We start from the raw sequence: 25,022 nt of genomic DNA on the forward strand, positions 1-25,022 counted from the left end.
AACCGGCTTTACGACGATTTCGCCCCCATCAAAGGGGGCGAAAACTGGCGGTGAAGGGTATCTCAGACTGATACGATGTTCAGGCGAGCCGGCGCATCCTCAGTAATCGGCAGCATATTGCTTGCTGCCCTTCTCGCCCTTTTCGAAATTGCCGAACAGTTTCGCGAACATCTCGGACTGGGTTTCCTTCTTCTTCGTCGTCGTGCGAACCTTCTTCGGCACGTATTTCGCCTGATAGACGGTGACATCCGACAGGCCTTCGAAGCGGGCACCGTATTTGCTCTTGATGGCGGAAACCGCCGACCAGCGTTTGGCGCGCGACGCGATGACCGCCTGGCCCACGACGCCGCCTTCGGTCGGCTCGAAGGAGACCGACTTGTCGAACAGGCGGCTCGCATCGGCCGTGTTCTTCTGCGAGAGCATGTACCAGCCGAGCGCCTGGGTGCCGAGCGCGGACTCGTGTTCCAGCACCAGGGTTTCGAACTGTTTCAGGTCCTCGCTCTTGAAGACCGGCGGCTTTTCATCGGTCATCTGGTCGGCCATCAGCTCGATATAAATCTTGGTGATTTCCGGGGTGAGCTCGAGATTCTTCTTCGCGAGAGCCATAGCTTCGACCTCATGGTCGAGATTGCGCATGTTGAGGATCATGCCTTCCAGGCTCTTGGCGTCGCTCGAAACCTGGTTGGCGAAGGAGAACCACTGATAGGACGCTTCCCAGCTCTTCTGGCTGTAATAATACCAGCCGAACAGGCTTGCATCCGGTGCCGACTGGGTCTTCTGGGTATAGTCGGCAAGGCGCTGCAGTTGGTCCGCATTGATCGCGCCGGTGGTCGGGGTGCCCTGCGCAATGCTGCCCATCCGGTTGCGCAGCGGATCGAGCGACACGCTTTCGAATTCAGGGCTTCCGTTGGCAAGCGGGCGCCCCATGGCAACGAGGCTCGAGAAGCCGGCTTCCGGCAGAAGCAGGCTTGCCTTCTGCACCGTCGCAAGCCGCTCGTCGCGGTTGCTGCAATTGGAAAGCACATATTTGTAGAGCTCGAAGGAGCGGGCAAAGTCCTGCGTCCGGGCAAGCGATTCCGCCGTCAGCCAGATCGAGTTCATATCCTGGCAGACCATCAGGGCAGGCGTCGATTCCGCAAGCTCGACGACCTGGGGCCAGTTGCGCTGTGCAAACGAACGCTGCATCAGGGTGCGGATTTCAGCCAGCGCCAGTTTCGTCTGCAGGTCGGCGGAAGGCTTCCAGTTCGGATTGTCGCCCTGCAGGCGCGCCACCTCGTTATGCACGCCGGCAAAGTCGCCGCGGCCGAACATTTCCCAGAGCGGCTGTTCGGAAATGTTGGTCGGCGGGTCAAACAGGTCTTCGGGCGCTTCCCATGTCGGATAAAGCGCTTTCAGGCGCCGGATTTCCGCGCCCAGCCGCTTCAGGTCGCGCTGGGTTGCGTAATAACGGAGCGCGGTCTCGTCGACGGTCGAAGCACCCTCTTCAGCCGCAGAGGCAGAAGGGGGCTGCGGAGCTGCAGCCGGCGCGGCATTGAGCGATGTCGGGCGCGCCGCTGCGGCAGGCATGTTCACCACCTGCGGAGAGGTCGCAAACGGATTGTCGCCGGGGCGAACCATCACGGCCTGTGCGGCGGGCAGCGAAGCGACCGAATAGGCGGCCGGAACCACTGCCGCAGCAGCCGGCGCCTGCGGTTGCTGTGTCACGACAGGAACCACGGTTGTCGCCGGCATCTGGACGGCAACGGCCGGCATAACCGGCGCGACCGCAGGCTGGATCGCCGGTGCTGCAACCACACTTGCCATGGTCTGCGGCATGACGGCGATCGTCTGTACGGGGGCTGCGGCAGGACGAATGGTGCCGAGCGGGTTGCTGACGACATTGTCGCCGGTCGCGTAACTGATCGGCAGGATGATGCAGCAGCCACCAAGGAGCACGGACTTCAGAGAGAACCGGTCAAACATGTCGGGTACCTTTCAGCGATAGCCATGAGGCTGAGGACGTGGAGGGTGGAAGGGTAATAATCGGTCGGCTTGAAATTCGAGATCTCCTCGATATTCACCGAGCGGCCGAGACTACATTCGACGAGATGGGCCACGGCCCGGTAACCGGGATCGGGCATGGGAGAGGTTGCGGTCGCCGTCGTCAGTTCAATGACGGCGAGCCCTTTTGTTCCGGCCGAGCGCTTCCACTGTTTGGAAAACGTCTCAAGCAGGTCCGGATAATCCGGGGAATACCAGGCGAGATAGAGAGGTATGCGAATGGCTTCGTAACCGAACTGGGCCGGAAAGCCCTGGGCCGGCTTCGGTTCACTTGCGGCAAGGCCGATCCAGTCCGGCGGCAGCTTTGCGGGGCCGACACGACCTTCGCGCAACAGCGAAAGGCCGCTCTTCACCAAGGTCTTTCCGGGAAAGCCCTTGGAGGCCTGGGCAAGTTCGCTCAGCGCCGGAAACACCCAGTAGGACAGGTTGACGACCGGACCATCGGGTTGCTCGCCGGCATTGAAGCCGTAGATTCCGGGCATCAGCACCTTGCCGAACGCCGTCTCCGCCGTCGCGCGCTTGGAAATGGTCTGCGCCATCTGCGCGGCGACCTTGCCGTATTCCGGCTGTTTCCATTTCTGTGACGCCCGCAACAAAGCCCAGGCGACCAGCAGATCGCCGTCGGTGGCGTTGTTTTTGTCCTTCACATGCGGGTTCTTGCTGCCATCCCAACGCCAGGCCATCAGGCCGTCGTCACGCACGACCAGATTGGCGCGGGTCCAGTTCCAGATCAGGTCGAAGGCACGCCGGTCATTGGCAAGCACGGCCATCAGCATGCCATAACCCTGGCCTTCGCTGTGGCTGATGTCGCCGGCCTTGTTGTCGATGATCCGGCCTTCCTGCGTCAGGAACTTGTGCTGGTAGAGCATCCAGGCACCCGCAGCGAGATCCGCTGCGGGGCTTTCGATATCGGCTCCCGCCTGCGCCCTGACGGCTTCCACGCTTCCGGTCATCAGACCGAGAACCGCGAGAAGGCCACTGATCGTCTTTCGCAGCGTCATGGCTTGCGGCGCCCCCGACGCAGGACGACGAAGGTCGACATGCCAAGGAACATCGCAGCCGCGATCTGGGCGATCGTGAACTGCAGCGAGTTGTTCGCGAACCAGCCGGCAAGGATCAGACGACCGTTCTTCAGCGACAGGGGCTTGGTTTCGTAAAGCTCCTGATGCTGGGCCTCCTTGCGCTCGATCGGTTTACCCGAGCGTTCGAAGGCCTGAACCGTGCCGCCGATCCCGCTCCAGACCTGCGACTGGCTGATGGCGTTGACGCTTTCCTGAAGCACCGCTTCGTCGCGGGCGGCAATCACCGTCCAGGGCGAGCGGTCGGCAACCAGACGCTGGGCAACAACGAGATCAGCATTGCCCGGCATCTGATAGGCCTGATCAGCGGCGAGAACCTGGGGATTGGGAACGAGATTGAGCATCTCGGCCTGCACGTGAAGGCGATCGACGACACTCATGCCGAAGCCCTTCGCCCAGGCGATATAGGCCTCGACCCGGTTCTCCGGTTCGGCCGGTCTTGCGGCATCCGGCTGTTCACCGCCAAAGGTAAGGCTGGCGGGCGATTGCGTCGACGGCTGCTTGGAAGCAGCCGGCGAAGACATATCCATCGACGGGCTGAGATCGAGCAGCATGTCGGTCTGCGAATGTCGGCCGACACCGGCAAAGGTGCCGACGGCAAGCAGGGCGCCATCACGCTGCAGAGGCCATTGTCCGGTCGTCGAGACCGGCGTGACATGACCGGAGAGATAGGCGGTCCTGGCAAGAAGCGTTGCGGCTGCCCCGAGCGAGGCCGGACGCAGGTTTTCGACATAGAGCGGGACCGGCTCGTTGCCGTTGGCACCGGCCTTGAAGTCGCCGGCCATGGCGACGGCCAGATCCGGCGAATGACCGACCTCAGCAAAGACCGGCATGTCAAGCGAACTGTCTGCCTTCACATGCAGGCGCGGTGTCGAGGATGTCAGCGTCTGGGCGTCGCAGGCTGCATCCGCGGATGCCGTCAGGTCTGCCTCGAAGCGGATGATGTTCTTGCCCGGACGCAGCTTGTTGAGCGGGATCGGCAGATGCTGGTTGGTGATGCGGCCGGACTTGCCGTCGCCCAGATGTACGCTTGCGATCGTCTCCTCATTCGCCTTGACGATCAGCTTGGCATTCGGGGAAAGCCCGGCGGCATAATCGGCATTCAGATTGAGCGTCGCTGCACCATAGTCGCCGGGATAGAAATCAGCCGGCAGGTTGAAGGCGATCGACTGGTCATAATGACGGCCGAGGAAGGGACGGGAGATAAAGCCCAGCGTCGAGAGCGCCGTGCGGCTGGCCGGCTCGAGCAGACGGCCGCGACGGTTGTCCATCGCCCGGCGCCCCTGGCTGGTGCCATCCATATAATGCTGATGGCTGTCCGTCTCGAAACGGCTGATGACCTGGTTCAGGTCTTCGTCCGTCCTTGCGGTCGCGATCAGCTGCGCCTTGCCCGTTTCCGGGTCCGTGCTGACACGGATGCCCTCGCTGAGCTCGCCGGCAGCATTGCCGAGAGCCTGACGAACCGTGCCGAATGTACCGACCAGCATCTCGATGCCGGGGTTTGCCTCGGGCTGCTCGGCCACGGTAACCGCAGGACGGTCGAGCTGACCTGCGATTGCCAGAGCCTGCACCATGGCCATGGTGCGGTCGATATCGTTGGTCGTGCCGGTCTTCGGCACGATGGTGCGGATGGCGGTCCTTCCGTTGACATTGCCGAAGGTCAGGAGCGACGACAGGTCGCTGCCGGCCTCGCCCGTCCGCCGGGAGAAAGAAAGTCCGCTATTGGCAGGATTGATCTGCGTCCACAGTTCGTAGGTCGCATCGAGAGAGCAATCGACGCGGTGGAACTGGTCGGCCAGCATCACCAGCGAATTATATCCCGGCTGCAGCCGGCCCTTGGGGATCTCGATCTCCACCCGACGCGATGCACCGGAGGTGAGCGGAACGCTGCCGAGATCCTGGTCGTTGACGAACAGTCTCAGTGTCGACCGTTCCGGCGCGACCGATATCGCCGACTGGAGATCGAGAACCAACTTGGCATTGCCCGTCATTTCCGACGGCAGCACCAGGAAGGCAAATTCGCGATTGGCGATTTCGCCGCCCAGGAACAGATCGTTGCGATCCGCCATCAGCCGGCGCAGCTGCCGATTGTCTTCCGGCGTCTGCTTGGCCGCCGTCTCGGGTTTCGCTTTCGGGGCAAGCACGAAGCCTGCATCGCCGGCGGCGCTGGATGTCGTTGCTGCCATGCCGACAAGCAACAGAGCGGATGTGGTCAGGAGACCTGCTCGGTGAAAAGTCATTCTGCAATCTCCTTCTGACGCACAGGGACGGTGGCCATGGCCAGCGGTTGGGCCAGCGGCTGGCCAAGCGGCTGATTTGCGATCTGCTTGCGCTCTTCCGAACGTTCCTTCGGTGCCGGGCTGAGCGCGACGGACAGGGCGGCGATCGGGCAGGTGATGGCCCAGCGAATGAGACGGATGCTTCCCGACAGGAGGCCCTTTCTCTTGCGGCGCAGCTCCCGCTCGTCGCGGACGACCGTCATGTCCTTCAGCATCATTTCCGCGATGATCGGGAAATGGTGGGCTTCGGGCTCGAACTTCAGCTCCAATGCATTGTCGCCGGAGGTGGAGACGGCCGCGATATGGATGGGCATGCTGGTGATCAGGACTTTCGACGTCGGGTTGAGCAGATGCAGGCGGCCATATTCGCCCTTGCGCAGCTGGCGGGTCGTCCGCTCTGCCGGGATCAGCTTCGCATGGCGGGCCGATGCGTTGACGACGGCGCCCTTGAGCAGCGTTTCGCCGAATTCCAGCTCGACATTGGCGCGGACCGGCAGTTCGACACCGACCTCGTCATTGCCGCGTTCCGTCACGACACCGAGTGCAGCACCGGCAATGGCAAGGTTCAGCACGTTCCAGATGCCGGCAACCAGAAGCAGGTTGGCGATTTCCGGTTCGGTATTGTAGCGATAGGCCGCGACACCGAGCGTCAGGACGAGCAGGGCGAAGATCGCAAAGAAGGGAAGCGCAAGCTCCGAAATGCGATCATGCTTCTGCGAGGCACCCTTGGCCGTGACGTTGAAGGTCGGGCTGCGCGGGCTGAGGATCACGGCGATGATCGCGCGGATCAGGAAGACGCTCTGGAGATATTCGTAGAGGTCGGAGACCCAGGGCCAGCGCACCGTGCCGTAGAGGTAACCGCGCATCAGTTCGCAGACGACGATATACATCATCGTGTAGCCGATGAAGTCGTCCAGCGATGCGACGAAGATCTTCATGTTGAACAGGATGAACAGCATCGGCGCGATCAGGAAGGTTGCGCGGATGAACGGGAAGAACCAGTACATCGAGCTCGACAGGTAGCTGAGACGCTGCGGCAGGCTGAGGCCACGCTTGAACAGCGGATTTTTCAGGATGAGGATCTGCATCATCCCCTGGCACCAGCGCGAGCGCTGGCCGATGAAGCTGGCGAAGGTCTCCGGCTGGAGGCCCGAGATCAGCGGCTTGTCGACATAGATGCTGTTCCAGCCGCGCGAATGCAGTTCGAGAGCGCTTTCGCAATCCTCGGTAATGGTGACGCCCGAGAAACCGTTGACCTCTTCGAGCGCCTCACGCCGCAGGACGGCGGCAGACCCGCAGAAATAGGAAGCATTCCAGCGGTCGAGGCCCTTCTGGATCTTGCAATAGAACATCTCGTTTTCCGACGGCATGCGCCCGAACGTGCCGAGATTGCGCTCGATCGGATCCGGATTGGAGAAGAAATGCGGGGTCTGGACGAGGAAGAGCTTCGGATCGGTGGAGAAATGCCCGACCGTATGGCGCAGGAAGCTGCGTTCCGGCGCGTGGTCGGCATCGAATACCACGATAAGCTCGCCCTTGGTGCGCCACAGGGCGGCATTGAGATTGCCGGCCTTGGCGTGGGAATTTTCTGCGCGGGTGAGATAAACGACGCCGAGATCGCTGCAGAGGCTCATCAGCTCTTCCGCACGCGCCCTGGCCTTGGCCGAGACAACCGGATCGTCGCTAAAACGCTTCTGGTCGGTGCCGCCGTCGTCCAGCAGGTAGACCGCGAACTTGTCGGCCGGATAATCCATCGCCTTGGCGGCCGAAAGCGTCAGGGCGAGAATTTCCGCATCCTCGTTATAGCTCGGCACGAAGACATCGACCGTCGGGCAATCTTCGGGAGCAAGTTCGGGTGCCGGCTTCTGTTCGATCGGATCGGCGACGACGAAAAGGCCGATCGCCAGCATCACGATGCAGTACATTTCAACTGCGTAAACGATGATGCCCGGAATGAACGAGTAGAGATCTTCGATCGGGGGAATTGTACTTGTCGTACGCCAGTAGGCGTATTGCAGGACGACGATGCTCGCCAATGCGAGAAAGACATGCCGCCAGATGCCATCGAGCCGGAAGAGCATGATCAGCGCAAGTAATCCGATCACGATCAATGAAACACTCAGTCGTGTTCCATGACCCACCGGCTGCGCGACAAGCAACAGCATCAATACGGCGACACTAAACCAAAAGCCATATGTAAAGATCCTGACCAAGACACCACACTCCTATGTTCATCACAATCGGCAGGCGGCTCGGCTCGGTTATTTCCTTAATGGAACGTCACCAATCCTGCGCCCGTGCAGAATATGGTTAGGGAAGTATGAACGTGTCTTGGAAGAAGCTGGGCGCGATTTTTGCGCAGATGGCCGAATCACAGCGCAATTTGTCCGGAACCTTACGCTGATCGCGAGTAGAATTGACGAAATGTCAACATATAAATATAGAATATCCACGGGGATTAAATGTAATTACATAGCAGATTTGCGAAATGATAAGATTTACAAAGGAAATGTGAAATCTAGATGAATATAAAATCATAATGTTTCTTTTTTAAACTGATGGTGATTATTTTTTGAGCATTCAGGGGTGAAGTGTAGAAGAGCGTAGCTATCAGGGGGCTGTAGATGACGCGAACGGTCGGTGTATTATTACGAGACAAGATCCTCCTCCAGGAGGTTGCTGATCTCGCGAAATGTTTCGACATGGCAAATCTTCTGGCTGAAGGCGAGATCTACCGACTGGTGAGCTTCTCGCGCTCGGCCGGCGAAGTGTTCAGTTTCGCGACATGGCTGACCTGCACCGCCGCTCACGGGATAGACGACCTTCCCGAAGACATCGGCGTCGTGCTGATACCACCCGCCGAACGCTCCGCCCGGGCTGCGGCCGATACCGATTTCACGGAATTCTTCCTTTCTCGAACCGACCTGCGCAGAGTCTGCGCCTGGGGTAATGGCGTTGTTCTGGCCGCAGCCTGCGGCCTTGCCGGCGAGAGAAAGATTGCCTGCGAACCCGCGGACGTGCCGAGGATCATGCTGCTTGGCCAGAACACGGCCATAGAACCGTTTGCCGACAGCTGCCATTCGGGTTCGCTGTCGACCTGGGTGGGATCGAGCCGCGCCCGTGACGTCGTCCTTGCCTTGGTCGAGGAAGATTTTGGTCCTGCCTTTGCGCAGGAACTGGCGCGGCGGCTCGGCGTCATGGACCGGATGGAAAAACTTGTTGCCCCGGCACCGAGCGTCCGCCGCAAGACACCCGTCGACAGGGTTCAGGACTGGGTGCGCGAAAATCCGCAGGGCGACCTCAGCGTCACCGCGCTGGCGAAGATGGTGTCGATGACGGAGAGAACCCTGTCGCGCACGTTCAAGGATAGAACGGGCCAGACGATCGGCGGCTATATCCTCGGCATCCGTCTCGGATATGCCTGCAATCTTCTGAGCACCACCGACCGCAAGATCAAGGAAGTCGCCCGCTTGAGCGGTCTTGGTAGCCAGGCGAACATGCGCCAGGTGTTCATGACGAAACTCGGGAAATCGCCGAGCAGCTACAGGACAAGCCTGGACGGCAGAGTGAGCGGCGAGGATCGCCTGTAACGGCCAGAAGCCGCATTTAGCGTCGTGTCGCGACACCCGTGCCACTCACAGGTGGACAAGACCAGCCGCAATCCTCCGATCCGCCTCGGCGTTCAGTTTCGTGTCAGGAAACCTGAAGATTCGTCAGATGACGTTTGTTCGGGGGACGACAAAGATGCGATTCGCGACCAGAAACCTGATCGGCTCTCTGACCGTTCTGACGGCATGTGCCCTTGCCGGAACGGCTTTTGCAGAGACACAGCTTTCCGTCTATGGCGGCGTGCAGGGGGCGACGGGCAGCAAGGTGACCACGTCGGATGGCGCGAGCTTCGATCCGGACTGGGAAGGAAAATCCTTCGCGCGCCCGCCCTATTACGGCTTCCGCGCCACCTATTGGCTGGATGATTTCGACCAGTCGAATTGGGGCGTCAGCCTCGATTACACCCATGCCAAGGTCTATGGAAATCTCGACCGGACACCGGGCTGGAGCCATTTCGAATTCACCGACGGCCTCAATCTGCTGACCCTCAACGGTCTCTACCGCTTTCAGGATCCAACCCGCAACTGGACGCCCTATGTCGGGCTCGGTGCCGGCGTGAACATTCCGCATGTCGAAGTCACGCGCGCCTCGGGTGTCACGTCCGACTATCAGTTCGGCGGCCTGACGCTGCAGGCCCAGGCCGGCGTCAGCTACCAGTTCAGCAAGCACTGGTCGACCTTCGTGGAATACAAGGGCAATTACAGCCTGGTGAACGACGTCTCGATCGACAGCGGCGATACGCTGAAGACGAAGATCTTCACCAATGCCGTCAATCTCGGCGTCTCCTTTCATTTCTGACCGTTTGCAGGCCAAGACAGGGATCGATATCGCGTGCTGACACGCCGACAGGAGAAGGTTTTGCAATTCTCGCGCGCCGAAGGCGGCTTCAGGCCGAGAGGCAGCGACATCGCGACCATCCGCGTGCTTGAGCTTAAAGGTCTGGTCGACAGGATCGAAGGCGGCAAATATGTCGCGACCGAACTGGGCGCGAACCTGCCCGACCGGATTTCGCCGCTGGAAACGCGGATGGACCGGATCGTGTCTTTCCTGAGATCCGGCGGCGAGGGATTGCAGACGGCGGAAATTGCAGACGCCTTGAAGATCAGCCGGCCATTGATCTATCCCGCCATCCGCATGCTGAGGGAAACCGGCACCGTCATGCAGGGTGCCGGTCCGGAAGATGCAGGTGACAAGAGGATCTTTCTGGTCAAAGACCGGCAATCGCCTCGAAAAACTTCCTGAACAACATGTGATCCGCCCATTTGATCGGGATCATTCCCGTGCGCATTGCCAGAGGCGCACCGGCCAAAAACCTTGCGGTTTCCGGCCGGTGCTGCAGGAAGCGCCTCACACTCGCTGCCTGATCGGGTCAATGCTGGGCCGCATGCGCCGCGACGATCGGGGCGCCCGCGCCTTTTTCGGCATGCCTTGGTTTGGTGAAACGGCTCATCATCAGGTAGATGACCGGCGTAGTGAACAACGTCAGGACCTGCGAAACGATCAGGCCACCGACGATGGCGATGCCGAGCGGAACGCGAAGCTCCGATCCTGCGCCATGGCCGAGTGCCAGCGGCAGCGCACCGAACAAAGCCGCAAGCGTCGTCATCATGATCGGCCGGAAGCGCAGGATACAGGCCTGCCGGATCGCATCCCGGTGCGACAGTCCGTCGTTGCGCTCCGCCTCCAGTGCGAAGTCGATCATCATGATCGCGTTCTTCTTGACGATGCCGATCAGCAGGATGATGCCGATCATGCCCATGATCGAAAGATCCTGGCCGGCCAGATAAAGGGCAACCAGTGCACCGAGACCGGCCGAAGGCAAGGTCGTGATGATCGTGAACGGGTGGATCGTGCTCTCGTAGAGAACACCGAGCACGATATAGACGGCGACCACGGCTGCGAAGATCAGGTAGGGCTCGCTCTTCAGAGAATCCTGGAATGCCTGGGCCGTGCCTTGAAAGGAGCCGATCACCGTGATCGGCATGCCGGCCTGAACTTCCGCGGTATGGATCGCGGTCACGGCATCGCCGAGCGCATAACCGGGCTTCAGGTTGAACGACAACGTCGTTGCCGGCATCGAACCCTGATGGTTGATCGAGACCGGCAGGACACCGGTTTTCAGCGTGCCCAGGATGCTGAGGGGCACAAGCGTATCGGCATTGGTGCTCGACTTCACATAGAGACGCGACAGTGCGTCCTGCGTCAGCGCAAAACGCGGATCGACCTCCATCACCACATGATATTGCGAAACCTGGGTGTAAAGCGTCGCAACCTGCCGCTGGCCGAAGGCGTCGTAAAGCGTATTGTCGATATCCGTCACGCTGACGCCGAGACGCGATGCTGTCGCGCGGTCAATATCGAGCGTGACGCTGGTCGCGGCCTTCTGGCTGTCGGAAATGACGTCCTGCACCTGCGGCAGTCCCTTCAGCGCCTTCTGCATGACGCCGACCCATTTGGCGAGTTCGGCCGAGTCCGGATCCTGCAGCGTATACTGGTATTGTGAAGCCGATGAACGGCCGCCGACCTGGATATCCTGCGGCACCCGCAGGCCGATGGTCAGGCCCTGGAGGCCGGACATCGCCTTTTTCAGACGCGCCAGAACAACGGTGGCGGGGTCGCGCTCTTCAAGGGGTTTCAGCGTGATCTGGATCTGGCCAACGCTTGCCGAAGGGCTCGGATTGATCCAGTAACCGACCGTATTGACGGCCGGATCTGCCTCGACGATACGGCCGATCGCGATCATGTTCTTCGACATGTCGGCAAAGGATATATCGGTCGCGGCCTGAGCCTGGCCGGTAATATAGCCGCTATCCGTCTCGGGTATGAAACCCTTGGGAATGTTGACGAAAAGCCAGCCCGTGCCGACCAGCGTGGCAATGGCGACAGCCAGCGTGAGCAGACGGAATTTCAGCACCACATCCAGCATGCGGCCATAACCGTTCGTGCAGGCCATGAAAAACGCCTCCGACCAGCGGTAGAGGCGGCCATGCGGCTTGTCGTGCTCATGGCTGATCAGCCAGGCACACATCATCGGCGTCACGGAAAGCGAAACGAGGCCGGAAATGATGATCGCGACGCTGACGGTAACCGCAAACTCGCGGAACAGACGCCCCACCATGCCGCCCATCAAGAGGATCGGAATAAAGACGGCGATCAGCGAAATGGTCATCGAGATGATCGTGAAGGTCACCTCGCGCGAACCCTCGATCGCCGCCTGGAGCTTCGGCTTGCCGTTTTCCATATGCCGCACGATGTTTTCGATCACGACGATCGCATCGTCGACGACGAAACCGACCGCGATCGTCAGGCCCATCAGCGACAGATTGTCGAGGCTGTAGCCCATCAGATACATCACCCCGAACGTGCCGACGAGCGACAGCGGAATGGTGATGGCCGGAATGACCGTCGCCCAGAAATTGCGCAGGAAGGCGAAGATGACCACGATGACGAGACCGATGGTCAGCATCATCGTCATCTTCACATCGGCAACGGAAGCGGTGATCATCTGCGTCTTGTCGCCGAAAACGGTCAGCGTCGCATCGGCCGGCAGCATGGCCTGCAGCTGCGGAAGCTTGTCCTTCACCGCCTGGATCGTCGCCAGAATATTGGTGCCCGGCATCGAATGGACATCGAGCATGACCGAGCGCGTATCACCGAGCCAGGCGGCCTGATTGTTGTCCTGCGGGCCGGAAATCACCGTGCCGAGATCCTGCACGCGGATCGGCGCGCCGTTCTTGTAGGCGACCACCATCGACTTGTAGGCCGGGATATCCATGATCTGGTCGGTACTGTCGATGATCGTGGTACGGCCATTGCCGGCAAGCTGCCCTTTCGGCTGATTGACCGTCTGCTTGCCGATCGCGGTGCGGATATCCTCCATCGTTAGGCCGCGTGCGGCAACCTTGTCCGGGTCTAGACGGATACGGATCGAAGGGCGCGCCGGGCCGTGATAGTCGACAAGGCCGACGCCGCTCAGCTGCGACACCTGCTGGGCGATGATATCCTCGGCATAATGATCGAGCTCGGTCAGCGGCAGTCTCGGCGAGGTCAGCGCCAGCGTCAGCACGGTCTGCGCTGCCGGATTGACCTTGTGGAAGGTCGGTGCCGTGGTCATGTCCTTCGGCAGCTGACCATTGGCCGCCGTCAGCGCCGACTGCACGTCCTGCGCAGCCGTGTTGATATCCACATTGAGGTCGAATTGGATGGTGATCCCGACCCGGCCGGCCGAGCTGGTCGATGTCATCTGGCTGATGCCGGATACGGTCGAGAGCTGGTTTTCCAGCGGCGTGGCGACGGAGGTTGCCATCGTCTCGGCATTGGCGCCGGTCAAGGTCGCGCTGACCTGGATGGTCGGGAAATCGACCTGCGGCAAGGACGCGACCGGCAGGAGCGTGTAGGAAACCGCGCCTAGAAGAATGACGCCGATCGCGAGCAGACAGGTGCCCACCCTGCGGCGGATAAAAAGCTCGGAAATGCTCACTGGATCTGCTCCTTGTCGGAGGAGGCGACATTTTGGGCCGCGGGCGCCTCGCTGATCAGCGTGCCATCGGAAAGGCGCGACTGGCCGGAGGTCACCACCACATCGCCGAGATTGAGACCGGCAACGGTCACCATGCCGGCGGCTGCCGGACCGGTCGTGACCGGGACGCTCGCCACGGTCTTGTCCGGTTTGACGACAAAGACGTAGGCGCCGGTCTGGCCGTTCAGGATCGCCGCGATTGGAACGACGGTAGAGCCTTTGTGGGTCGTCAGCAGAATTCTGGCGCTGACGAGCTCGCCTGGCCAGAGCGCACCGTCGTCATTGGGAAACAGCGCCTTCAGCTTGACCATGCCGGTGGTGGAATCCACCTGGGAATCGATCACCTGCAGCCTGCCGTCGGCCAGATGTTTGGAGCCATCGCGGCTGTTGACGACGACGGGCAGGCCGCCAGCCGCCTGGCCCGCGGTCAAGGCCGGCAACTCGTCTTGCGTCAGAGTGAACTGCACATTGATCGGCCGCATCTGGGTGATCGTCACGATCCCCGTCGTGTCGGAGGTCCGAACGATCGCGCCCTCTTCCGCCTGGTTGAAACCGGCCCGGCCGCTGATCGGCGCCGTCACCGATGCGTAGGAGAGATCGAGCTTCGCCTTGTCGACTGCAGCCTTGTCGCCATCGACGGTCGCCTGATAGATGGCGACCTGTGCGGCCGCGGTATCCAGTGACTGGGTCGTGCCGCTGCCGGTATCGGTCAGTCTTTTCGCACGCGCCTCGTCGATCCTGGCGGCATTCAGCTGCGCCAGATCCTTGTTATAGGTGGCCTGTGCCTGATCGACCGCGACCTCGTAAGGCTTAGGGTCGATCTCGGCGATCACATCGCCAGCCGAGACATCCTGCCCTTCCGCAAACTTCATTTTCTGCAGCTGGCCGTCGATCCTCACCTTCACATCCACCTTGGTCAGCGGCGTGACGATACCGAGGCCGGATTGTTCGACCGGGATGTCCTTCGTCATGACGGCCGATGTCTGAACCGGAATTGCTTGCGGTGCGGCGGCAGCGGCTTTCGGCTTCGTCTCCGCCTTGCCGCTTGCAGTAGAATAAAAGAAACCACCGCCGCCCAAAGCGGCAAGAAGCGCAAGGCCACCGATCACGGGGCCGGCTCTCCTGCGGCGGGGCAGATCGTCTTTCGCGTTCATGCAACGTCTCCGATTGGCGTTGATCGGGCGGAAGCCCGATGAAACCGGCATGAACGGAAAGCGCCATGCCGCATTGCAGCATTTCTGATGCAGACGGCATGGCGGGGATTTCGCGCGAAGATGAAATATATTTTATGTTGCGGGATCGGCCTGCGGCTCGTCCGTGAAGACATAGCCGGCACCGGGCACGGTATGGATCAGCGAAGTGGCGAAACCGCCATCGATCTTCTTGCGGATCCGATGAATGTGCATGTCGACAATATTGCCGCGCGGCTCGAAATCGTAATCCCAGGCGGCTTCCAGCAACATGGAGCGGGTCACGACATTGCCGGCATTGCGCATCAGCGTCTGCAACAGAAGGACCTCGCGCTGCTGCAGAACGATCGCCTGGCCTTCGCGGCTTGCGACGCGTTGCGGGATATCAAGTGTTAGACCGGCCGCCGACATGGTCGTATTGCCGAGCGGCATTTTCAGGCGGCGGGCAATCGCCTCGATCCGGGCAAGCAGTTCGGCAAAGGCATAAGGCTTCGCGAGATAATCGTCGCAGCCATCTCTCAGGCCTTCGATACGATCCTGCGGGCTCGCCAGCGCGCTCAGCATCAGCACGGGAACGGCAATTCCCGCCTGCCGCAGCGTCTTCACCAGCTCGAGCCCATCCAGCGACGGCAGCAGCCTGTCGACGATCAAAAGATCGAAGATCAGTTCGCGGGCAAGGCTCAGGCCCAGTTCACCATCGGCGGCCCGGTCCACGACATAACCGGATTCCCGCAGGCCGCGGACGAGGTAACTGGCAGATCTGTCATCATCCTCGACGACGAGAATTCGCATCAGGCTCACTCTGTGGTGACCGCCGTGACGGCGGCAAGATTAAAAAAAATTCATGTCCAGGCGAATGCGTCGTATCCTGCGCCTCCCTAGATCATAGGCCGTAAGCTGAACGCATTCTCAAGTGGTGAAGGAAGACATTTGTCCACTGTGCTGGTCGTAGAAGATGACGAAAAGACGGCCCTGGAGATCACCGCCGCCCTGTCCGACAACGGCTGTTCTGTCGTGCGTGTCGATAATGGTCGCGCCGGGCTCCTGGAGGCCGCCTCGACCAGCTTCGACGCCATCGTGCTCGACAGGATGTTGCCCGGCCATATGGACGGCCTCGGCCTTCTCGCTGCGCTGCGAGCCGCCCAGATCGAAACCCCCGTGCTGATCCTCAGCGCCCTTTCGGCCGTCGACGAACGCGTGCGCGGCCTGAAAGCCGGCGGTGACGACTATCTGACGAAACCGTTCGAAACGCTGGAACTGACCGCACGCATCGATGTGCTCGTCCGGCGCCGCAGGACCACGGCCGCGGAAACCGTGCTGCGGGTCGGCGATCTGGAGATGAACCTTCTCACCCATTCGGTAAAGCGCGGTGGCCAGACCATCGATCTGCTGCCGCGCGAATATGCGCTTCTCGAATATCTGATGCGCCATTCGGGCCAGCTGGTGACCCGCACCATGCTGTTCGAGGAAGTCTGGCACTATCATTACCATGAGCAGACCAATGTCATCGACGTGCATATCAGCAAGCTGCGCCGGAAGGTGGACCTGCCGGGCTCGCCGCAGCTGATCCACACCCTGCGCGGCTCGGGATATATTCTCAATGAACCTGCTTGATCTTGCGCGCACGACCAGTTTTCGTCTGGCGCTCACCTTTCTCCTGTTGTTTTCGGCAGCCTCCGTCGGGCTTTTCGCCTTCGTTCACTGGGAGACGAAGGACTTTCTATCGGACAAGACCGATGAATGGGTGGGCCGGGAAATTGCCTCGCTGCAGCGCCTCGACGCTGCGCAGCTGATGACCCGGCTCAAACAGAGCGAACTCGATCCGGGCACGACCGAACGGCCGTTCGCGCTTTACGACCCGTCTGGCAGGCGGCTGGCCGGCACGCCGATCGACATATCGCCGGAGACGCTGAAGCTTGCCGTTCCGAGCGATTTCATGGCGACCGTCAACGGCAAGAGACGGCAGTTCCGCGGCAGGGTTTTGGCGCGTTCCGGCGGCAATTATCTGCTTGTCGCGCAGGGGCTTCACGAACAGGGCGAATTCGACGAAAGGCTGTTCGATGCAACCCTGCTGGCCGCACTTGCCACGGCATTTCTCGGGCTTGTCGGTGCGATCTTTCTCGGCGCCGGATCGATGCGCCAGATCGATAATATCACCCGTGCAACCGAGCGGATCGTCAAGGGCGATCTCAGCCAGCGGCTTCCGGTCGGCAAAGGCAGCGGCGATATCGACCGGCTGACCCATGTCGTCAACGGAATGCTGACCGAGATCGAGCGGCTGATGCATGAAGTGAAGGGTGTCTGTGACAACATCGCCCATGACATGCGCACGCCGCTCACCCGACTTCTCGCCGGCCTCGAGCGCACCCGGCGGCGCGCGGAAGCGCTGACCGATTACGAAGAGGGCATAGACGACGCGATCGAGGAAATCCGCGGCATATTGAAGACTTTCAGCGCGCTCCTGAGGATTTCCGAGGTCGAAGACGGCATCCGCCGGTCCGGTTTCGTCGATACGGATCTGTCGGTCATCGCCCAGGATGCCGTCGAACTGTTCGAACCGACGGCGGAAGAGCGCGGCATCGAGCTTCGGTATGTCGAACGGCTGGAAGGACCGGCCACGATCGCCGGCGATCCGGACCTGCTTTTCGAGGCGGTCAGCAACCTGATCGACAATGCGCTCAAGTTCACGCCGGCCGGAGGGCAGATTGAGGTCACCGTTTCGCGCGCTTCCACCGGGCTGTCGATCTCGGTCGATGACACCGGCCCCGGCATTCCGGAAGAGGAGGTCGAGGCCGTGCTGCGCCGTTTCCACCGCGCTGAACGCAGCCGTACGACGCCCGGCAACGGCCTTGGCCTCAGCCTTGTCGCCGCCATTGCGCGGCTGCACGAGCTCGATCTGGTTCTGGGCAAGACGGGAACCGGCTGCCGGGTAACGATGCTCCACCCGGCCTCCAAACCTGTACGGCAGACATAAAGACGCTGGCTATCAGACGGGCGTCGCCGGCCTTGGAAAATGCAGCACGACGGCGAGCCCCGGTTCCGCATCGCAAAGCGCGATCTGGGCCGAATGCAGTTCGGCAATTGCCTTGACGAGGCTGAGCCCGAGACCGTTGCCGGGCGTCGTGCGGCTCTTGTCCAGCCTGTAGAGCCGGCGAAAGACGAGATCGCGCTCGGGGATCGGAATGCCACTGCCATTGTCGGCAACCGTCGTAACGAGATTGCCGCCCTCGCTTGCCACGCTCATCCGGATCACGGTGCCGGGCTTACAATGGTTGATCGAATTTTCGACCAGATTGACGAAGAGCTGCGTCAGCAGTTCCCTGTCGCCGCTGATCGTGCTCTTGAACTCTCCAAGCTGGAAAAACTCGAGCACCTGGCCATTGTCCTCGGCCACGCTCTTGTAGATCTCGGCGACCGTCGACATGACCTCGGCAAGTTCCACGGGCCGGAACCGCGTTTTTCGCGCTCCGGCCTCGATCTGTGAAATGCGCAGCAGGGCTTCGAACGTTTCGTTGATCCGGTCACTCTCGTCGCGCGCATCCTGGAGATAATTCTGAATATCGCCGCCATCGGCGGATTTTTCCAGAGCCTGCTCGACGCTCATTCGCAACCGGTTCAGAGGTGTCTTCAGGTCGTGGGCAATGTCCGCGCTCACCTGCCGCATGCCCTCGACGAGTGCCGAGAGGCGATCAAGCGCGCTATTCATATGGCCTGCCACGGTGTCGATATCGTCCTGCCTATGAGAGACGGGGATACGGACCGACAGGTTTCCGTTGGCGACACCCGTCATTGCCGCCCCGATGCCATCGAGCCGCTTCTGGGCCTGCCCCGCCAGATAGGCGCCGCCCGCGAAGGCGAGGAAAATGATGATGCCGGCCGCCCAGGAAAAGCTTACCAAAGCAATCCGTTCGAATTCGTCCGGTTCGGAATAGCTCTGGCCAACCATCAGAAGGTTGTCGCCCACCGGTCCGGCCTGCACCAGAAACCGGTCGTCGTCGACCAGTCCCAGGACTTTCGAACTGATCGTCGAAAACCCTTCGCTGACCGCGACTTTCGGCACATTTCCGGCAATGCGCTCCCCATTGCCATCGACCAGAAGAAAGATCTGGTCGTCCTGGCTGTTCAGGTTCGAATAGGTTGCGACCGCGGTGACCAGGTCCTCCTGATCGCGGGCGCTATAGGTGGCAGCGATCGCTGCATATGTGTCTTTCACCGATGTGTTGAGCGAATTGAACAATTCATGCTTCAGCACCTGATAGGCGACCATTCCGGCAATCAGGAAGGCGATCGTGAACAGAAAGCCGAATGTCAGGGCGAGCCGAAAGGGCGTGCTGCGAAAGAGCCTACTGGGACGCATGCATACGGTATCCGGTATTCCGTACGGTATGGAGAAGCTGCACATCGAACGGCTTGTCGATTTTCGCCCTCAGCCGGCTGACATGGGTTTCCACGACGCTCGTCTTCGGATCGAAATGGAAATCCCAAACCCGCTCAAGCAGCATCGTCCGCGTCAGGACGCGGCCTTCGGCCCGCATCAGGACCTCCAATAGCGTATATTCCCGCGGCTGCAGCTCGATCAGCTGCCCCTGCCGCCGGACTTCGCGCTTGACGATGTCGACCTCGAGATCGGCGAGTTTCAGTATCGTCTTCTGGTCCTGAACCGGAGGCCGCCTGGCCAGCGCGTTAACGCGCGCCAGCAGCTCGGAAAAAGCGAAGGGCTTGGCGAGATAGTCGTCACCGCCCGCTTCCAGCCCTTCGACACGATCATCGACGCCGCCGATCGCTGTCAGGAAGATAGCCGGCGTTTTCACGCGCGCGGCGCGCACCGCGCGGATCAGAGAAAGACCGTCTAGCCCGGGCAGCATGCGATCGACGACGATGACATCATATTGCTCGCGGGTTGCCTGAAACAGCGCGTCCCTACCGTCTTCTATGACGTCGCAGACATGCCCCGCCTCGGACAGGCCCTGGCAGATATATTCCGATGTCTTCCGGTCGTCCTCGACGACAAGTATGCGCATTACGAAAACTCCGGTCTAGAGCGAAGAACGAGCACAGTGATCGCCGCAAACTTTGTCGGAAACCTTATGAAAATCTTACACTTTCGTAAGGCGCGGCGCGAGTCCGCTCTGATCACCTCTCCTTACGGATCGGTATGAATTCGGCAAAAGCGACGTATAGGCCGGCCGCTACAACCGCCTTACCGACGGTCGAAGCACGGCCGCCGGGGTCCCAAACAAGGCCGAAGGCCGTACCCCTGGAGTTTTTACCATGAAGACGATCATTGCAGCCATCATCGTCAATACCTGCATCCTCGTCGGTCTCGTGGCCGTTGCCCTGCCGGTCCGCGCCGCACCGATGCCCTGCGAAGACATGTTGAAGGATATGCGCAGCACCAAGGCTGCCGCCAAACTCGGCGCCGACGACAAGGCGAAGGTCGATGCGCTGGAAGCCAAGGCCGTCGAGCGCTGCAATGCCGACGACGATGCACGCTCGGACAAGTTTCTGGCGGAAGCCATGAAGATCATGGGCAAGTGAACCGGATATCGAAGGTGACATCATGACCATGACAGGTTCCCGCAAACCGCCTGAAATCGCCAATCGCGTTCCGCGCGTCACGCCCGATTTCTGGCTCATCAAGCTCCTGGCCGTGACCATGGGCGAAACCGGTGCCGACTATCTGGCCGTCAATATGGGGCTCGGCCTGACCATGACCTCGGTCATCATGGCCGCCCTGCTTGGCCTTGCGATCTGGTTCCAGTTCGCGCAGAGGCGTTACGTGCCATCCGTCTACTGGACGGCCGTGGTGCTGATCAGCGTCGTCGGCACGCTGGTGACCGACAATCTCACGGACAATTTCAATGTGCCGCTCGAAGCCTCGACCATCGGCTTCACGATTGCGCTCGCCGTGACATTCGCAATCTGGCGGGCACGTGAAGGCACGCTCTCCATCCACACCATCTTTACCGCACGGCGCGAGGCCTTTTACTGGCTCGCCATCCTCTTCACCTTCGCGCTCGGCACCGCCGTCGGCGATCTCATCGCAGAGACATTCGATGTCGGCTACCTTCTCACCGGCCTTCTCTTCACCGCCGTGATCGGGATCATCGCAGCCGGATATTTCCTGCTGCACATGAACGCCATCCTCTGCTTCTGGCTTGCCTATATCTTCACCCGGCCGCTCGGCGCATCACTGGGCGACCTGCTTTCGCAGCCCGGCGAATATGGCGGGCTCGGCTTCGGCACGATCTATACCAGCCTTCTCTTCCTGGTGCTGATCATCGCGACCGTCGGCTACATGACGATGAACTACAAGCCGGAAACCGCACCCGACCAGAAGAGCCACTGGGCCTGAGCCGCAAGCCGGGTTTTTCACCCGGCCTACCAGCCAACAGACGTCGATAGAACCGGGCTGGCGATCTTTTCGCCGGCTTTCATCCGCGCGTCCCGCGGGCAGAAAGCAGCGCGCCGAAAACTGGCGGCCATTCACCTCCGTGTCAGCCTTTTCAAACATTTGCGCACCGGAACCCTTCTGCCGGCCGCATTCATTTGCGTAACGAGTGACAACGCATGAACCGTTTACGGACTTCCCTACACCTGCAGACCTGCATGACGACGGCAATGCTGCTGGTCGTTTGCTGGCTTGCCATTCTCGGCCTGTTTCACCTGATGCCGCATATCGACATTGCGCTTTCGGCCTATTTCTTCAAAGGCCCGCTCTGTGTCGGCAATGCCTCTGCAAGCGGATGTGGCAGCTTCATCTATGCCGACGAAGACGAGATAAGGGCGTTGCGCCGGCTGCTTTACATCCTCCCCTATTGCGGAGCCGTCGCCGTCGTCTTCGGTATCGTGATTGCAAGTTTTGGCCGGTTCCGGCGCCCGGCGGCGATCCGCCCCATGGTCTTCGCCCTGTTGAGCCTGGCGCTCGGCGTCGGACTGATCGTCAACGGGACGCTCAAGGAATATTCCGGCCGCCCACGTCCCGTGCAGACGACCATCTTCGGCGGCAATATGGAATTTGCGCCGGCCGGATCCTTCGACGGCACCTGCCCCGGCAATTGCTCCTTCGTGTCGGGTGAAGCGGCGGGTGCAGGATGGCTGATCTGCCTGATCTTCCTCGTCCCGCGTCGCTGGCGCAAATGGGCGGCCGTGCCGATCGTCGCCGTGTCGGTCACGATGGCGGCCCTCCGGGTCGTGGTCGGCGCGCATTTCACATCCGATGCCATTCTCGGCTGGCTCGTTCCGATCATCCTGTTCTGCCTGATGATCACGATCGATGCCATCAGACGTCCGCCGCCGGAGGCGGTGCTGCAGCCCGCGGAAGCCCGAAAGCAAAACTGAGCGACCGCACCAAAACTGCCATTCTTACAAAACCGTATGCTTGCGGAATGATGCCGGAGAAGTTCGCGTGAAAGATTGAGCTCACCATCTCGATCGAAGAGCGTATAATGAGTCATCCTGCCGATCATCGCCAGCCGCGGTTTTATATCCACCCCGTCAATGCGCGGTTGTCGACCTATCTCATCAATCTCGATCGCGCAGGCGATCGCCGCAAGCGCATGAGCTGGCTTCTGGCGCGGCATGGCCTGGTCTTCGAACGGGTCCAGGCCGTCGATGGAAACGACATCCAGCTTCCTTCGCCGTTTTTCGACGAGCGCGGTTATCTCGAACGGCATGGCAGGCGGCCGAACCGCGCCGAGATCGGCTGCTACCTCAGCCATGTGGAATGCGCCCGGCGCCTGCTGGAATCGTCATTCGAGCACGCCCTGATTCTCGAAGACGATCTCGATTTCGACGAAGAACTGCTCGACACACTGTCCTCAGCGCTCGATCAGGCCGGAAGCTGGGATCTGCTGCGTCTTTCCTCAGTCAATTCCGGCCATAAATTCCCGGTTCTGCAGCTTTCCGGCAAACACAGCCTGGCGCTCGCGCTGACGCGTGAAAAGGGGTCCGGTGCCTATGTCATCAACCGGCGGGCCGCGGAATGGATCGTCACAGCGCTGCTGCCGATGAGGCTCCCCTACGACCTTGCCTTCGATCTGGAGCATGAAGCCGGGCTGAAAGGCTGCTTCATCACGCCGGAGCCGGTCTCTCAATCCGCCGAGCGCATGTCCTATATCCAGACACGTCTTTCCGATTACAAACTGAAACATCGCCGGCCCGCATCCGTGATGCTGCATCGGGCCCGGATGGAAAGCGGCCGATTCATCGCACGCCTTGCCCGGCTTGTGCTCTGGCGGATCTTTTCCGCATTCCGGTAACCGGAAGGCGGCAGCCGGAGGAACCGGCTGCCTGCTTTTACGAGAATATCCGCCGTTACAGCTTCTCAAGCTGCTCGAACGCCAACTTCAGGTCCGGCTCGCTCAGGCGCACATAACCTTCCCGCGTGTCCGTAAACTCCGCGACGAGCGCCTGTCCTTCTTCGGAAAGGGCGAGCCGCAGATAGACTTTCAGCAATGGTGAAAGCGGCGTATCCGGCGCCCGGTCCACGTAAAGGCCGAGATAGGAGGAAAGCGGGTAGCAACCTGCTGCCACATCCTCAAGGCAGGGTGTGTGAAAACTTCCGCCCGTCTCCCGCGACAGCGGCAGGACGCGGACCCGATCGGCAAATTTTGCTGCATCGAACCAGCCGATCGCGCCGATGCCGTAGGGATCATCGGCAACGGCTTTGACCACGGCGGCCCGGTCCGGCAGCGCCTCGTAATGGGCGGCATAGGCCATGCCCCCGAGATGGGCTTCACGAAAGCCGGAGGCATATTTTCCGTCATCCCGCAGACCGTAAAGATGGATACGCCGGTTTGCCCAGTCACCGGAGAGCCCCAGCTGGTGCCAGAAGCTGATATCGCCAGCAGGCGATCCGGAGGTGAAGACCCGAGCCAGATCCGGCATGGATAGCCCATTCAGCGGGTTGCCGGCATGGACATAGATCGAAGGCGGAGTCTTGGCATCGGGCCTCGGGCCGTGCCCGGCATAACCGATATGGACGACACTCGCGGCATAACCCTTGGCGGACTTGAACGAGGCCCGATCCGCCGCCCAGGGCGCGCGCGCCATAGGTGCGATCAGGCAGGCATCGCTTGCCAGTGCGGGAAAGGCGGTGGACGAGCCGTTCATGGTCAGCTGGAAGGTGACATGCAGATGCTCGCGGCGGAAAAGTTCGCAGAGCTTTTCGATCAGCGGCTCCATGCCGTCATTGCCGGCGATGGTGATGACGGACGGCATTTCGACGGCAGGATTGCTGGTGATCCGGACGGATGATTGATTCATCTCAGTTGCTCCCGCTGCCAAGAATATGGTCGAGTTTTACCCGTTCGGTCGTGATCTCGTCGGGGCGCAGCGGAATGTAACCGCCCGGCTGTTCCGCCAGGATGCACTGTCCCTCGTAGGACAGGACATAGCGCAGATATTCCGCCGTGAACGGATCCACCGGCTCGCCCATCCTTTGCGGCACGTAGAAATTCAAAAACCTGCCAAAGGCATAGAGGTCGTTCTGCACATCGGAGGTGGAGCCTTCGGAATAGAACCCGCCCTCGTCCACGGCGATCGGCAGCAGTTTTAGATCCGCCGTTTCCCGGCCGATGGCCGCGACGGCGACGCCGGCCGGATCGTTCGACAGCCGGCTCAGCACATCATCCGTCCCGACATACCTTTCATAGAAAGGGCTCAGCGGACGTCCCTGCAGGTGATGCGCCTGCATATAAGTGCCGAAGCCGGTATATTCCGGCGTGCCGATGGGGTGGATCTGCCGCCTCATCCATTCACCACCAAGACCGAGCTGCCCCCAGCGGGAATAGTCGCCATCCGGATTGCCCACCGAGAATATTTTTGACAGCTGCGACACCGTGATCCGCATGAGCGGATTGGAGCGGTGCACGTAAACCGCAAGCGAGGTTGCCAGATGCTGCGAGGTCTCTTCCGCCGTGTGGGCAACACGGATCGCGACCGGCGGCGCGCCGATCAGCTTTCGGTATGGCACGGTTTCGACGGGCGTGATCTCGCGGCCCATGACGCTCAGCATCGACTTTCCGCTCATCAGGAAAGCCATGGCGGAAGGTGTGCCGCGCAGATCGACATCGAACGCCACTCCGGGATGCAGCGCGCCAAAAGCCTCGCAACAGCGCTCGACGATCCAGCTTCCATGATCGGAACCGCTGATGCGCGCCTTGTTCTTTCCCGTCAGCCAGCCTGCCGCGGCCGGCATGGAGATCGGTCGCGGTTCATAGCGGGGAATGCGCGGATCGACCGGCCGCGCCGTCCAGGGCTCCTGTGGTCGAGCCAATGATGGGGCAACGTGTTCCAAGAAAAT

20 protein-coding genes are annotated in these 25,022 nt (G+C 60.8%); 9 read left to right on the plus strand and 11 right to left on the minus strand.

The window, feature by feature from the left end; all coding sequences use genetic code 11:
• Positions 1-99 precede the first annotated feature (99 nt).
• Genes FHW37_RS04085 through bcsA form a run of 4 tightly spaced genes read right to left on the minus strand, consistent with a single transcriptional unit; the run spans position 100 to position 7,611 of the window.
• On the minus strand, positions 100-1,962 hold the full coding sequence (locus FHW37_RS04085; RefSeq protein ID WP_145632839.1) for a hypothetical protein: 1,863 nt from the start codon (positions 1,960-1,962) through the stop codon (positions 100-102).
• The gene (locus FHW37_RS04090) at positions 1,941-3,041 is read right to left on the minus strand and encodes a glycosyl hydrolase family 8 (protein WP_145632841.1); all 1,101 of its coding nucleotides are present in this window, start codon (positions 3,039-3,041) and stop codon (positions 1,941-1,943) included. Before FHW37_RS04090 ends, FHW37_RS04085 begins: the two co-directional genes overlap by 22 nt.
• The gene (locus FHW37_RS04095) at positions 3,038-5,359 is read right to left on the minus strand and encodes a cellulose biosynthesis cyclic di-GMP-binding regulatory protein BcsB (RefSeq protein ID WP_145632843.1); all 2,322 of its coding nucleotides are present in this window, start codon (positions 5,357-5,359) and stop codon (positions 3,038-3,040) included. Before FHW37_RS04095 ends, FHW37_RS04090 begins: the two co-directional genes overlap by 4 nt.
• Entirely contained in the window at positions 5,356-7,611 is a 2,256-nt protein-coding gene (gene bcsA / locus FHW37_RS04100; RefSeq protein ID WP_281407231.1) for a UDP-forming cellulose synthase catalytic subunit, read from the minus strand. Before bcsA ends, FHW37_RS04095 begins: the two co-directional genes overlap by 4 nt.
• A 411-nt stretch (positions 7,612-8,022) precedes the next feature.
• Between bcsA and FHW37_RS04105 the strand changes: the two genes are divergently transcribed.
• The 3 genes from FHW37_RS04105 (at position 8,023) to FHW37_RS04115 (ending at position 10,249) form a co-directional block, all read left to right on the plus strand.
• Complete coding sequence (locus tag FHW37_RS04105; RefSeq protein ID WP_145632848.1) at positions 8,023-8,988, plus strand: helix-turn-helix domain-containing protein; 966 nt, start codon at positions 8,023-8,025, stop codon at positions 8,986-8,988.
• A gap of 154 nt (positions 8,989-9,142) precedes the next feature.
• On the plus strand, positions 9,143-9,805 hold the full coding sequence (locus FHW37_RS04110) for an outer membrane protein (protein ID WP_145632852.1): 663 nt from the start codon (positions 9,143-9,145) through the stop codon (positions 9,803-9,805).
• 60 nt (positions 9,806-9,865) lie between these two features.
• On the plus strand, positions 9,866-10,249 hold the full coding sequence (locus tag FHW37_RS04115) for an HTH domain-containing protein (RefSeq protein ID WP_145632854.1): 384 nt from the start codon (positions 9,866-9,868) through the stop codon (positions 10,247-10,249).
• Positions 10,250-10,376: 127 nt separating this feature from the next.
• Here the strand turns inward: FHW37_RS04115 and FHW37_RS04120 are convergent, their stop codons facing one another.
• From FHW37_RS04120 to FHW37_RS04130, 3 genes are all read right to left on the minus strand, one after another.
• Positions 10,377-13,487, minus strand: a complete 3,111-nt coding sequence (locus FHW37_RS04120) for an efflux RND transporter permease subunit (RefSeq protein ID WP_145632857.1) — start codon at positions 13,485-13,487, stop codon at positions 10,377-10,379.
• Complete coding sequence (locus FHW37_RS04125) at positions 13,484-14,680, minus strand: efflux RND transporter periplasmic adaptor subunit (RefSeq protein ID WP_145632860.1); 1,197 nt, start codon at positions 14,678-14,680, stop codon at positions 13,484-13,486. The genes FHW37_RS04120 and FHW37_RS04125 overlap by 4 nt, the downstream gene beginning before the upstream one ends.
• Before the next feature lie 132 nt (positions 14,681-14,812).
• Positions 14,813-15,508: a response regulator transcription factor gene (locus FHW37_RS04130; RefSeq protein ID WP_145632863.1), complete on the minus strand. Its 696-nt coding sequence runs from the start codon at positions 15,506-15,508 to the stop codon at positions 14,813-14,815.
• Positions 15,509-15,646: 138 nt separating this feature from the next.
• On the opposite strand from FHW37_RS04130, the gene FHW37_RS04135 reads away from it, so the two are divergent.
• Positions 15,647-16,330 carry a response regulator transcription factor gene (locus FHW37_RS04135; RefSeq protein ID WP_145632866.1) on the plus strand — a complete coding sequence of 228 codons (684 nt, stop codon included), beginning with the start codon at positions 15,647-15,649 and terminating at the stop codon, positions 16,328-16,330.
• On the plus strand, positions 16,317-17,690 hold the full coding sequence (locus tag FHW37_RS04140; RefSeq protein WP_145632867.1) for a sensor histidine kinase: 1,374 nt from the start codon (positions 16,317-16,319) through the stop codon (positions 17,688-17,690). Before FHW37_RS04135 ends, FHW37_RS04140 begins: the two co-directional genes overlap by 14 nt.
• A gap of 12 nt (positions 17,691-17,702) precedes the next feature.
• On the opposite strand, the gene FHW37_RS04145 is transcribed toward FHW37_RS04140, so the two are convergent.
• Together FHW37_RS04145 and FHW37_RS04150 are read right to left on the minus strand one after the other, a co-directional pair.
• Positions 17,703-19,073 carry a HAMP domain-containing sensor histidine kinase gene (locus FHW37_RS04145; protein WP_145632870.1) on the minus strand — a complete coding sequence of 457 codons (1,371 nt, stop codon included), beginning with the start codon at positions 19,071-19,073 and terminating at the stop codon, positions 17,703-17,705.
• Positions 19,060-19,737, minus strand: a complete 678-nt coding sequence (locus tag FHW37_RS04150) for a winged helix-turn-helix domain-containing protein (RefSeq protein WP_145632873.1) — start codon at positions 19,735-19,737, stop codon at positions 19,060-19,062. The genes FHW37_RS04145 and FHW37_RS04150 overlap by 14 nt, the downstream gene beginning before the upstream one ends.
• A gap of 250 nt (positions 19,738-19,987) precedes the next feature.
• Between FHW37_RS04150 and FHW37_RS04155 the strand changes: the two genes are divergently transcribed.
• The 4 genes from FHW37_RS04155 (at position 19,988) to FHW37_RS04170 (ending at position 22,977) form a co-directional block, all read left to right on the plus strand.
• On the plus strand, positions 19,988-20,254 hold the full coding sequence (locus FHW37_RS04155; protein ID WP_145632877.1) for a hypothetical protein: 267 nt from the start codon (positions 19,988-19,990) through the stop codon (positions 20,252-20,254).
• 22 nt (positions 20,255-20,276) lie between these two features.
• Entirely contained in the window at positions 20,277-21,071 is a 795-nt protein-coding gene (locus tag FHW37_RS04160; RefSeq protein ID WP_246690654.1) for a COG4705 family protein, read from the plus strand.
• Positions 21,072-21,325: 254 nt separating this feature from the next.
• Positions 21,326-22,057 (plus strand): phosphatase PAP2 family protein, encoded by a 732-nt coding sequence (locus FHW37_RS04165; RefSeq protein ID WP_246690655.1) that lies wholly within the window; start codon positions 21,326-21,328, stop codon positions 22,055-22,057.
• Between the two features lie 107 nt (positions 22,058-22,164).
• Positions 22,165-22,977, plus strand: a complete 813-nt coding sequence (locus FHW37_RS04170; protein WP_432442825.1) for a glycosyltransferase family 25 protein — start codon at positions 22,165-22,167, stop codon at positions 22,975-22,977.
• A gap of 55 nt (positions 22,978-23,032) precedes the next feature.
• Here FHW37_RS04170 and FHW37_RS04175 read toward each other — a convergent pair whose 3' ends face one another.
• Both FHW37_RS04175 and FHW37_RS04180 read right to left on the minus strand, forming a co-directional pair.
• Entirely contained in the window at positions 23,033-23,983 is a 951-nt protein-coding gene (locus FHW37_RS04175) for a PstS family phosphate ABC transporter substrate-binding protein (RefSeq protein ID WP_145632882.1), read from the minus strand.
• Between the two features lies 1 nt (position 23,984).
• Entirely contained in the window at positions 23,985-25,016 is a 1,032-nt protein-coding gene (locus FHW37_RS04180; protein ID WP_145632885.1) for a PstS family phosphate ABC transporter substrate-binding protein, read from the minus strand.
• Positions 25,017-25,022: the final 6 nt, after the last annotated feature.

This window comes from Neorhizobium alkalisoli (assembly GCF_007829835.1).
GTDB lineage: Bacteria > Pseudomonadota > Alphaproteobacteria > Rhizobiales > Rhizobiaceae > Neorhizobium.